General features: G+C 57.5%; 10 protein-coding genes and 1 pseudogene. 3 read left to right on the top strand and 8 right to left on the bottom strand.

Features of this window, described 5'->3' with window-relative positions; translation table 11 throughout:
* Positions 1-120: 120 nt before the first annotated feature.
* Complete coding sequence (locus K5Q19_RS18625; protein ID WP_292948332.1) at positions 121-1,839, bottom strand: hypothetical protein; 1,719 nt, start codon at positions 1,837-1,839, stop codon at positions 121-123.
* A gap of 147 nt (positions 1,840-1,986) precedes the next feature.
* Positions 1,987-2,710, bottom strand: a pseudogene (locus tag K5Q19_RS18620) (IS5 family transposase).
* 101 nt (positions 2,711-2,811) lie between these two features.
* Between K5Q19_RS18620 and K5Q19_RS18615 the strand changes: the two are divergent.
* The 3 genes from K5Q19_RS18615 to K5Q19_RS18605 all read left to right on the top strand — a co-directional run bounded on the left by K5Q19_RS18615 (position 2,812) and on the right by K5Q19_RS18605 (position 5,161).
* Positions 2,812-2,988, top strand: a complete 177-nt coding sequence (locus K5Q19_RS18615) for a hypothetical protein (RefSeq protein WP_292948330.1) — start codon at positions 2,812-2,814, stop codon at positions 2,986-2,988.
* A gap of 578 nt (positions 2,989-3,566) precedes the next feature.
* On the top strand, positions 3,567-3,977 hold the full coding sequence (locus K5Q19_RS18610; protein ID WP_292948333.1) for an IS5 family transposase: 411 nt from the start codon (positions 3,567-3,569) through the stop codon (positions 3,975-3,977).
* 524 nt (positions 3,978-4,501) lie between these two features.
* Positions 4,502-5,161, top strand: a complete 660-nt coding sequence (locus K5Q19_RS18605) for a choice-of-anchor E domain-containing protein (protein WP_292948328.1) — start codon at positions 4,502-4,504, stop codon at positions 5,159-5,161.
* 398 nt (positions 5,162-5,559) lie between these two features.
* Here the strand turns inward: K5Q19_RS18605 and rfbB are convergent, their stop codons facing one another.
* The 6 genes from rfbB to K5Q19_RS18575 all read right to left on the bottom strand — a co-directional run bounded on the left by rfbB (position 5,560) and on the right by K5Q19_RS18575 (position 10,955).
* Positions 5,560-6,618, bottom strand: a complete 1,059-nt coding sequence (gene rfbB / locus K5Q19_RS18600) for a dTDP-glucose 4,6-dehydratase (RefSeq protein WP_292948327.1) — start codon at positions 6,616-6,618, stop codon at positions 5,560-5,562.
* On the bottom strand, positions 6,611-7,468 hold the full coding sequence (gene rfbD, locus K5Q19_RS18595) for a dTDP-4-dehydrorhamnose reductase (protein WP_292948325.1): 858 nt from the start codon (positions 7,466-7,468) through the stop codon (positions 6,611-6,613). The genes rfbB and rfbD overlap by 8 nt, the downstream gene beginning before the upstream one ends.
* Positions 7,465-8,010 carry a dTDP-4-dehydrorhamnose 3,5-epimerase gene (gene rfbC / locus K5Q19_RS18590; RefSeq protein WP_292948324.1) on the bottom strand — a complete coding sequence of 182 codons (546 nt, stop codon included), beginning with the start codon at positions 8,008-8,010 and terminating at the stop codon, positions 7,465-7,467. Before rfbC ends, rfbD begins: the two co-directional genes overlap by 4 nt.
* Positions 8,001-8,885 (bottom strand): glucose-1-phosphate thymidylyltransferase RfbA, encoded by an 885-nt coding sequence (rfbA, locus tag K5Q19_RS18585; protein ID WP_292948323.1) that lies wholly within the window; start codon positions 8,883-8,885, stop codon positions 8,001-8,003. Before rfbA ends, rfbC begins: the two co-directional genes overlap by 10 nt.
* Before the next feature lie 324 nt (positions 8,886-9,209).
* A complete protein-coding gene (locus tag K5Q19_RS18580; protein ID WP_292948321.1) occupies positions 9,210-9,803 on the bottom strand; it encodes a PEPxxWA-CTERM sorting domain-containing protein in 594 nt (197 codons plus the stop codon).
* A 504-nt stretch (positions 9,804-10,307) separates the two neighbouring features.
* On the bottom strand, positions 10,308-10,955 hold the full coding sequence (locus K5Q19_RS18575) for a PEPxxWA-CTERM sorting domain-containing protein (RefSeq protein WP_292948319.1): 648 nt from the start codon (positions 10,953-10,955) through the stop codon (positions 10,308-10,310).
* Positions 10,956-11,625: the final 670 nt, after the last annotated feature.

Below are 11,625 nucleotides of genomic sequence, written 5' to 3'. Positions count from 1 at the left end.
ATGGGGCTTTTTATTCAACCCAACTGGCCCCTTTTTAAACCGGTGCCTGGCCCGTTTTTATCCCGGTGTTGACACAAATAAGTTCGGAATCGGGATGTTCCTTCGTCAGCGTATCTTTAGTTACGCGTGCTCAACATTGCATTCTAGCAATGCCCGCATTTTGGGGCTACCTGTATTGGGCTCGTCATAACTGGCCTTCGCGCCCCAGCTTCCCCAGCGCGTGCCTTGTCTGCCAACGCTGCTGAAGTGGTTGAAAAGGCTGCAGTCCAAGTCGCGATTCAGCCGCAGCAGTTCTATATAAAGATCATACATTCGCGGGTCTGCTTGTGCCGCCGCGAGGGCCGGACTGTAGGGCAATTCGGCTTGTCCCTTTGGCTGTATATGCTGGCCGCCTTCATAGGCGACATAGGCAAGGCCATGCTGCTTGCCAAAGGCAACGATCTGGGAAAGGCCGCTTCCCTCGCGCGTGGCATTGAGGACCCTTGTCATATCATCGATCACCATTTCGGCGGTCAGTGCGGCACCGAGAGCTTCCCACTTTTGGTAGATTGCTTTGTCTGGACCAACATAGGCCGCAGGCGACACCGCATCCAGGCCACCATTATCTAGACACCACCGGATCGTCCGCTTCGATGCATCGAACCACGCCGCTTGCACGGCACCCACGCGGACCAGTCTTTTGCGCGCATCGCCTGACCATTCGCGCTCCCAGATCGAAAAGGCACGACGGAACAGCGCGCCGATCCGTTCCGGGTGTCCTTCACCTTGTGTTTTGCCACTGTCCTTCCAGGCCTTGCCACCTTTCGCCTCGACCAATGCGCCGGCAAGTGGCGAGCGCAACATCCAGCCTGCTTGATGGAACCCCCAATTCCAGATCTCGTTTGAGTATTCGAGATAGACCTTGAGGCTCGGGTCGAGAGTATCGCGCACCATCCGCGCGAACTGCCTGATATAATTGTCGGTGGCACGGTGCGGGATGCAGAACCAAGGGGCGATCTTGAGGGTATTGCACAACTGGATCATCAACTCGATCGCTACGCCGCCCGAAAATCTGCGTTGGAAGGAAGTCGGGGCAGGGCCCCAAATAGCATCAGGATCACCAGAGACGGCACGCATCGTGTAGAAACTAGCACGTTTGCGATTCTCCCATTCCTCTTCGGTCGAGTTGTTCGTCCCCGTCCAATCCATAAAACGCAGGCAATGGAACGGACGGCAGAAATCGAGGAATTCGGGCAGGAACGGATCGTTGTCCAAATTGCTGGATTCGTGTTCTGCCGCGAGCAAGCGGATATTCCGAACATGATTTCCAAGCTTTGATCGCCTGATGGTCACCGCTTCGTATCGCTTACCGTCGTGGGTCATTTCCAGCAGAAGCCGACCTGGCTTGCGTGAAACTACCCGCGTAGAAGCAAGGCCATCAATCTCCCCTTCGCCATCGTACAAAAGAACATATTTCCCAGGTTTCCTGACGTTCGGGACATAAGTGAAAACTGTCTGAGGCTCCGCTTCTCCTGGCGAAGCGACTGGGACCTGAAGCGGATAGCCGTCGCTATCATATTGAAAGGCCTCTTGAGCTTTGGTGTCGTGGGGGCCAGACCCGCTCAAATTTCGCGTCAACCAGGGCCGCGCTCCGAGAAACAGGTTCTTGAACGGAAACCCCGGTTCCCAGTCTGCGATTCCCGCCAAATTCATACCTATGGGAAGTTTGGGAAAGGCATTACCGCGTGCCAGGGGCTCGCTTGGGAGTCCCGTAGCCCCCGCTCGCCAGAGCTTCATTCCTGCATAAGACGAAATACCCAAACTGGCGAACATGAGAATTTCCCGGCGGTTTGGTGTCATCGGTGTCATCCTCAAAGTACGCCAAGCTAAGTTTGGCTCATCTCACTGAAGAACATTGCCGAGATGGATAGCGTGTTGTGAACTTGAGCGCCAGTGTCGCCGCTTGTCCGGCCTGCTGCGATAGAGAAGCCCCAAGCTCAGGGCGCATTAATTGAGCCAGAAGATAACGGTTGCAGCGGTGGTGATGGCTGACATGAAGGTATGGGCGCATCGGTCGTAGCGGGTATGGAAGCGTCGCGAGCCCTTGAGTTTGCCGAACCTGTTCTCGATCCTGTGGAGCTGGCGATAGTGCACAGCGTCGAGTGGGATGCGGACCTTGCGGTTGACCTTTGACAGGATGCATGGGGTTATGCCGCGCTGAGTCAAGGCAGCGCGGAACCAGTCGGCATCATAGCCCCGATCGGCCAACAGCGCTGTGGCCTTCGGTAAGGCGTAGATCATCAGCGCCGCGCCATTGTAGGCGCTCATCTGCCTTTCGCTGAGCAGCATAACCAGTGGCCGGTCCTTCCGGTCGCAGACGGCATGAAGCTTGGAGTTCAGGCCGCCTTTGGTCCGCCCGATATGTCTGGGTACAGCCCCTTTTTCAGCAGGCTGGCGGCGGTGCGGTGCGCCTTGAGGTGGGTCGCATCGACCATCAGCTGATCTTGCTTGCCGCCCTTCGCAGTCAAGCCGGCGAAGATCTTGTTCGACACGCCCATACGGCTCGAGCGGATGAACCGGTTGTAGATCATCTTGGCCGGGCCATACTCAACAGGAGCATCGCGCCTGCGCAGCCCATCGCGGTTCACAAAGATGGTACCGCTAATGTTCGCCGGTCATCAACCCGAGGCACCCTGGGCGACAACCGACAATACGGCTCAATCCGCCGCATCTGCGCCTCTGACAACCAGATCAAAAGCGTCCTCAACGCCGCCTTTGAATCAACCGATTACACTCTCCGTAAGCATTTCAATAGGTCCTGAGCCTAGATCTATGCAGCAGATGCTGGTCGCGCTGCATCACCCCGCCAGTCCTTTGCTGCTGGCGGCTATGGCGCTGCCGGTCACGCTCGTGCTCCCGATTTTGTCCTGGCATTTGGTCGAGCAGCTCGGGCTGGCACAACGCCAAGTCCTGGGTCGTTGGGCTCAAGGCGCCTGCGCCAACACGTGATGTCGGTGGTGTCATGATGTTCGGAATTGTCGTCCCCTCAAGCTACAATGAACGATCATGATCTCAGCTGACAAGCCCGATGGGGAGCGCGAGCGACGCAAGGGGTGGTGCCCGTCGCGCTCGCTGCTGGCAAGCATTCGCTGCTATCGGCGTTCAGCCGCGCGGGGTGGTGCGATCGGCGCCGTGGGTAAGCAGTACGCCGTGCTACGGCGTCGCTTCTGGTCTGTCGTGACCGGGGCCGATATACCGCTTAACTGCAGGCTCGGTGGGGGCTTGTTAATGCCCCATCCCCACGGGGTCGCATGGCATACAACGGGTTGATGACTGCCGGATTGTCTCGGGCATCGTCCACGTCATCAAGCATGGCCTGATGTGACGCGATGCTCCCAAGGGGTATGGCTCGCACAAGACGATCAATTACCGGTTCGTGCGTTGGAGCCGGCTTGGGGCGTCCAACCGCATCTTCGCCGAACTGGCCGGCGCTGCTGGCGAACCCGACCGGATCATGATCGACACAACCCACCTCAAAGCCCAACGCAAGGTATCCGGTCTTCTAAAAGGGGGCTCTTTCCAGATGTATCGGGCGCACCAGGGGTGGGCTTAACTCGAAGCTGCACACAGTCTGCGATGGCCAGGGTCGGCCGATCGTCAGGCTGCTCACCGAAGGGCAGATGAGCGATCATAAAGGCGCAGCTCTGCTGTCTTCCCAGCCACCCAAGGCCAAGGAACTGCTGGCTGACAAAGGCTACAACAGCGATTGGTTCCGCCACGCCCCTGCCAGACGCGGCATCACCCCATGCATCCCGCCCAAGGCCAATCGCAAGGTCCGGCACGCCTACGACAAACATCTCTATCGTCAGCGTCACAAAATCGAGAACCTGTTCGCCCGCCTCAAAGACTGGCGACGCATCGCCACCCGTTACGACCGTTGCGCGCACACATTCATGTCCGCCATCACCATCGCCGCAACATTCTGCTTCTGGCTCTGATCAATGAGTCCTGCCCCTAGCCATTTTCCGCTTAGCTGATCCGAGACCATTCTCTGGCCAACCCCGGGCTAGAGGTTCCAATCCTTGCTTACTGTGACGAGCGGGCTGCGTAGCCGAGAGTCTGCCGTATGATCGAGGCCTTGTTGCTAATGCCACCGCACGGCCGATCCTGGCTATAGTACCTGTGCCTTTCTCAATCTTTGCGCGGGCATCTGCAATCGACAGGAACCGGTGCGTTTCCATGCACTTGCTGCGCGGCTCGCTGTTGAACGCTTTGACGGAGGCATTTTCAATCGGCTTGCCGGGCGGCGAGAGGTCCAGCGTCAAATCCCAGCCGTCCGCCTACGGAGGGGGCAGATCCAATGCGTAGCTCCAAACAAGGATCACATGCCATGCGGCGGACGGCTCAACCTGTCCATATCGTTAACAATACGTTGAAGGTGGTGAGCTAAGTATTTGATTTTGCTTGTTGGCACGATTCGTGCTTTCCTGAAGGGGTTGGCAGAACCTTTGAGGGAAGAACCATGAAGAAACTTGCACTTGCTCTTGTTGTGGGGACCATGTGGTTTGATCAGGCGGCGGCAGCGACCTTGATCCAGTCCGGCACGATTACTGCTGGCTTGCCAGGCACTCGGTCGTTTTCCGTTAACCAGTTCAATGGCGCGCTGGGAACGTTGAACAGCATTGACCTGGTATTCGGCGCGAACTCTACCACAATAGGGCTCCTGACCAACACCACAGCACGCACGCAGACCTATACGCTTTCAAGAAGTGTTACTGCGGGTATATCCGGAAACGGATTCAGTTCTTCCGCGACTTTGCTTTCGGGTGACACCTCCTTTACGATCAATCGATTCAGATTGATCCCCTTCAATTCCGGCACAGCCGCCTTCAACTATGCAGGTTCGGGTTCGGGATCCCAGACTCTTTCGTCCGGGTTTGCCCCGTTCATTGGCACGGGCACGACCACTCTCAATTTCGACACGACCAGCAGCTTTTCAAAGGGGGCAACCCCTGGGCTATTGACTGCCGTCTCCTTGATCGGTGGGGAGTATGCGCTGACCTACAATTACACGGCAGTGCCTGAACCGGCCACTTGGGCGATGATGATTGCGGGCTTTGCCATGATCGGTTTTGGCCTCCGCAGCCGTCGCAAGCAGGCAGTACGCGTGACCTACGCTTGAACGATCAGTTATGAACTGGCGCGCAGGCCATCGATCCTTCAGGATCGGTGGCCTGTTTTCTCGCCGGGAACAGCAACGGTCGACGTTGGCGAGTTGTGTCTGTCTTCGGGCATGTTGCTCCCGTGACAAATCAAAGCGGTTGATTGCATATCCACGCTTGCGCGCATTGGTCGAAAAGCGCTTGATGCGAGCTGAGCCCCCTCACGGCGCCAGTCAGCATGACATGGCGCAATTGTCCAAAAGCGAATGATCACGAGCCAATGATCATGCCGGTTAACGGGTCAGCGGACAATGGCCTGCCTTGGCCAGCAGAAGCTGGCTGAAGGTCGGGCAGGGAGAGCGGGGCGAATTGACCCCTGCGGACGAAACGCCGAAGCGCTTTTCATACGATCAGTTATCTATGCCCGGAGACGTTCGACAAGGGCGCGCCACCAATGTTCGTTGCCGAGATACCACGCCAATGTTTCGGCCAAGCCTTCTGAGAAATCTCTGCGCGGTGCATAGCCGAGCTCGGTGCTGATCTTCGTCGCGTCGATGGCATAGCGCCGATCATGGCCCTTGCGGTCAGTTACGAACGTCTTGAGCGTGGCTGATGGCTGACCTTGCGCAGCGGGGGCATCAGGAAAACGATCGACCAGCGACCGATCCGCAACGAACGCGTTATCCACGGTACGGCAGATCTCGTCGATCACCGCCATGTTCGGAAGTTCCTGCCCGCCGCCGATGTTGTAAACGTGACCAGGCTGTCCCTTCAGGATTGCCAGCTCGATTCCATGGCAATGATCGTCAACATGCAGCCAGTCGCGCCGGTTCATGCCGTCACCGTAGATGGGGAGCGCCCGACCATGAAGGCAATTCAGGAGGAAAAGGGGAATCAGCTTTTCCGGAAACTGGTATGGACCGTAATTGTTGGAGCAATTGCTCGTCGTCGTTTGCAGTCCAAAAGTGTGATGATAGGCACGGACCAAGTGATCGGAACCCGCCTTTGACGCAGAATATGGCGAGTTGGGAGCGTAGGGCGTGCTTTCGGAAAACGCAGGATCATCCTCGCCTAGCGAGCCATACACTTCATCGGTCGAAACATGATGAAAACGGTGAGGCTTGTTGTTATCGAGCCACACCGCCTTGGCCGCTTTGAGCAAGCTATGTGTCCCGACAACGTTGGTTTGAACAAACGCGTCGGGCCCACTGATCGAGCGATCCACATGGCTCTCGGCGGCGAAATGCACGATCGTGTCGATGTCGCGCTCGTCGAGCAAAGTCGTGACGAGCGCGGTGTCGCAAATGTCCCCCTCGACAAGATCGACCGATTGCACGCTCGCGAGATTCTCGCGATTGCCGGCGTATGTCAGCGCGTCGAGGACCGTAATACCGTCGGCGGGATGATGCTTGCGCCAATAATGAACGAAGTTGGCGCCGATAAATCCGGCTCCTCCGGTAACAAGCAACTCAGCCATCTGCGAGAACTTCCTTCAGCATTTTCCTCAAGTTGACGCGCCAGTGAGGGGCAGTGCTGCCCAATGCCGCGATCGTCAAACTCTTGTCGAGCACAGAATACTGAGGGCGCCGGGCTGGCGTTGGATAGCCGCTCGTGGCGATGGGAATGATAGGCACCTCTCGGGTCAGGAGACCCAGCGAAAGCGCCTCTTCCTGGATCGCAACGGCGAAATCGTACCAGCTGGCGGTACCACTATCGGTGTGGTGCCAAAGACCGGTTCGGGCCTGTCCGGCCAAGGCCCAGATTGCCTCGGCGATGCTGGTCGCAAGCGTCGGCGTGCCGATCTGGTCGGCGATGACACGGAGCTCATCTCGCTCGGCCATCAGGCGCAGCATGGTGAGGACAAAGTTGCTGCCGCGCGCGGCATAGACCCAGGAGGTGCGCACGATCAGCGCATCGTTGCCCGCCGCTTGCTCGCCGGCAAACTTGGTTCGACCGTATGCGCTAATCGGAGCGGGAGCTGCATCGGGAGGATAGGGGGTAGACCGCGTGCCATCGAACACGAAGTCGGTCGAGATGTGAACGAATCCGGCACCGTGCGCATTTGCCGCACCCGACAGATTGGCGACCGCATCGCGATTGACGCGGAGCGCCTCCGGTTCGTCTGTTTCGGCTTTATCGACCGCGGTATAGGCCGCGGCGTTGATGATCATCGACGGCCCTAGGTCACGGACATAGGTCGAAACGGCTGCGGCATCACGAATGTCGAGATCAGCGACACCGGTCGGGATAACCTGCGCACCTGCGGGGGCGGTCAGCTGCAAGGCACGACCGACCTGGCCGTTGGCGCCGGTGATCAGCACCTTCACGGAAACGTCACTGCTTCAGCGAAGGTGCGTCCTGCTTGATCTTTGGCGGATAGCAGCGGTTCGATGCCCTCAAGGGGCCAAGCGATCGCAACCGTTGGATCGTCCCATCGCAGTGTTTGCTCATACTCGGGTCGATAGGGAGCAGTGCATTTGTAAAGAAAGTCGGTCCCGTCCTCGAGCGTCAGAAATCCGTGTGCAATGCCCGGCGGGACCCACAACATCCGCTTGTTAGCGGCCGATATCTCAACGCCGTAGGACCTGCCGAAACTTGGTGAGGAGCGCCGCATGTCGACAACGGCGTCATACGCAGCACCAGCCACCACGCGGACCAGCTTTCCCTGAGCGCCGGGCAATTGATAATGCATACCGCGCAGGACGCCGCGCGATGAACGGCTGTGGTTGTCCTGCACGAAGGTCTCGTGGATGCCGAGTGCGGCGAAAGTCTCGGCATTCCAGCTTTCGAGGAAGAAACCGCGCTCGTCGCCGAATACCTTGGGTTCCAGGATCACTACGCCCTCGATGGGCGTGGAGATCATTTCCATAATGACCCCCTATCCAGCAAATTCAGAAGGTACTTGCCATATCCTGACTTGACCAAGGGCTCCGCAAGCCGCGCGAGCTGGTGATCGTCGATGAATCCCTTTCGCCAGGCAATTTCCTCCGGGCAGCTGATTTTCAATCCCTGGCGCTCTTCGGTGATGCGCACGAAGTTTGCGGCGTCCAGCAACGAGCCGTGCGTCCCGGTATCCAGCCAGGCATAGCCGCGCCCCATGATTTCCACCGAAAGAACACCGGCCTCGAGATACATTCGGTTTAAATCCGTGATCTCGAGCTCGCCACGCGCGGAAGGTTTGATCCTTTGCGCAAACTCAGGTGCACGACCGTCATAGAAATAGAGGCCGGTGACGGCATAATTGGATCGCGGGTGCGCGGGTTTTTCTTCGATCGCATTGGCAAGACCCTCGCCATCGAACGATACGACCCCATAGGCAGACGGATCCGCAACATAGTAGGCGAACACTGTTGCCCCGTCGGTTCTGGCATTCGCTGACGACAGCAGCCCGGTCAGGCCGTGACCGTAAAAGATGTTATCGCCAAGGATCAAGGCTGACGGCTGATCGCCAACAAAATCGGCGCCAATGTGATAGGCTTGCGCCAGGCCGGCTGGCTCTGGCTGCACGGCATATTCAAGCCTCATTCCCCACTCGCTGCCATCGCCCAGCAATGCCTGGAACGCGGGCCGATCGTTGGGTGTTGTGATGATCATGATCTCGCTGATGCCCGCGAGCATCAAGACCGAAAGCGGATAATAAATCATCGGTTTGTCGTAGACCGGCATCAGCTGCTTCGAGGCTGCCCGGGTCAATGGAAACAGACGCGTACCCGATCCGCCTGCGAGAACAATTCCCTTTCGCATTCGCCAACTGCCCCAAGTCGCCGAAACCCGGCCATCGAGGAATACCCGCCTAGCGGCGACTGGCAATCGATTCGATGGTTGGAAGCAGGCAATATGTCTCCCACTAAGAGACAGAGTGATCGATCGGCTGCAATGAATTGCACAACCTCACGGTGGCTTTGGATTGCGCAGGAACGGGGAGAATTGTTGGTTGGGCGAACAAGACCCTCTGCCGCCCCTAGAGCCAAGGTCAAATGCGCACATCACCCATTGCCGTTCCCGCCAGCAACCAAAGGCCGCCAACCCCGAAGGATCGACGGCCAATGTGTAACGCTGGTTGACAGTTCAGGCGTAGGTGACTCGAACCGCCTGCTTGCGACGGCTGCGAAGGCCGAACCCGATCATGCCGAAGCCGACAAGCATCAGCGCCCAGGTGGCGGGCTCCGGGACTGCCGTGATGTTGAAGGTAATGAAGCCAGAGTTATCGCCGCTGTTGGAATCGAAATACGCCAGCTTCAGAGGGCCGCCTTGCGAAACGAAAACCCCATTCGCACCGAGCAGCTGGAACGTGTTATTGCCGAGGTCTGCAACAAGCGAACCGTAGCGCGCGGAGAGATTGCCCTGCGTATAGTTGCCGAAGGTCGAAGAACCGATCTGTGTGCCCGGGGCCTGGCCTGAATCATCACCAGCTACTGCCAGGCGAAAAACGATGCCATTTGCGTCTGAAAAACGCGGCAATGCGCCGGATGACCACAGATCGTTGGTGCTGGACGTGATTCGAAACTGCTGCCCCGTCGCAAAGGTGAGCCCGGTGTCCTTGGACGTGCCGCCACTCGTGCTGTTTGCCTTTGCGTCAACGATAACGACCGTTGCCGACGCAGCTACAGGGCTCGAGAACAGGGCAGCTGCTGTGAGGGAACGAAGAATGAGATGCTTCACGGTACTTCTCCACACGAAACAATGCTCGCATAGGTGGATAAGCAATTGCCGTGCCAAAAAATAATGAATTGAATTTATGAGAAAAAATCAGCGAAAATTTCGATGTGTAAGTTGCAATGACACTTTGCTTCTGATGTGAACGAGCCGACAGCCTGCCTGTTGGTCTCGCCTCCACTGCCTCAGTTCAGTACCGGAAAACGGCAGCCGTAAGGTGCGACTTACGATGCCAGGCTTATGGATTGTGCCAAATGAGATGCGGCCTGGTTGAACTGTGGTTGAGGGAACATCGCGAGGTGCGGTGCGCTAGCCCTAAACGAAGCGCGGGGCTTGGGCTTTCCCGCGCAACTGGCGGGATCGGACGGCTGGAGAGAAGGGCAACGCCTGTCGCCCGGAGGTTTCAGAGCCGACGTCAAATGCGCACGTCACCCATTGCCGTTCCCGCCAGCAACAAAAAGGCCGCCGACCCGGAAGGTCGACGGCCAATGTGTAACGCTGGATGACAGTTCAGGCGTAGGTAACGCGAACCGCCTGCTTGCGACGGCTGCGCAGGCCGAACCCGATCATGCCGAAGCCGGCAAGCATCATCGCCCAGGTGGCGGGCTCCGGGACTGCGCTCACATCGATGTTATCGAGGAACACGCCACCGTTTCCGCCACCAATGCCTTCAGAAATCTGGAACAAAGTCGAGCCTGAGGTAGCCGTGAAGGTCGTGGTGAACGTATTCCAAGTGCTGCCGCTCGTGATTGTGCCAACAGGCGCAGAGTTTGCAGAAATGTTGGCCGTAAAGCCGGGAGTTCCGCTGTTGCCCACGTAGTTGAGAGTAATCCGGTAAAGTTGGCCCGGAGTGGTTGTCAGCAACTGGCTGATCGCTCCGGTCGACCCATAGCCCACGAGGTCGAGAACATAGTTGCCGCCATTCGACAGTGCAGGCCCATATTGACCATTAGCAACGATATCGACGTTGTTAATTGGCACGCTCCACCCGAAATCAGAGGGAATCGCGTGGTCCAATCCGACGTTATAATAGGAGGTGGTCCCGCCAAACCCGGTGTTCTCGAAATTCCCGTTGGTCAGCAAATTTGCTGCCATCGCTGGCGACGCTGCAAACACTGCGATCAACGCCGCGCTAGCGAGAAGCAATTTCCGGCCCATATCTATCTCATCCCGATCAAAGCAAACTGGTTAAGAGGGATTAAGCAAAGATCATGCCATAAACTATGATATTGAAAAAAAGTAATAATATTTCCGTTCACCTCGGAGTGTAAGCGACACTGACAGGTAGGCGCCAAGCCGATCTCGATCGCATCGTGCTTCCTTTCGGCTAGATCCGCAGGATGGCGCCTTCGGGAAGCAAGCTGTTGACGCAAATCCGACCGTTGCAGGGGGCGGTACAGCCTGACCTTGCAGGGCGTGATCCGAGGCAACCAAGAGAAGTCGACGATCAGCGACAAGGCGGTCCGGAGAAAGGCCACGATCCAGCGGTCATCGGTTCATTCCGGAACCCGCACCTGTCATCCAAAAAGTCCCTCTTGGGGATCCATTGACGTCTGCGGGCCACCACTTGCCAAACGAGACCGCCTGAGAACGCGGCAGGCTGAGCCATGAGGATCAATTCTCTGCGACCTAGAGAGCTACCGAGCAATCAGACTCGGCAAGAATTCCTCTAAAAGGGTCTTCTGAGAACTCAATGTAGTGGAGATAAATGGTGGACGCACTAGGGCTCGAACCTAGGACCCGCTGATTAAGAGCGGAGCTTTGTGCCCTTTTCGTTCCTTTCCAATACTACGCCAGACTACGCTCAAAGGCTTGAAACGGTTGGAAT

Source organism: Novosphingobium sp. (assembly GCF_019748365.1).
In the GTDB taxonomy this organism is placed as follows: domain Bacteria; phylum Pseudomonadota; class Alphaproteobacteria; order Sphingomonadales; family Sphingomonadaceae; genus Novosphingobium.
The sequence above is the reverse complement of the archived record's forward strand: the minus strand, read 5'-3'. Positions and strand labels throughout refer to the sequence as shown.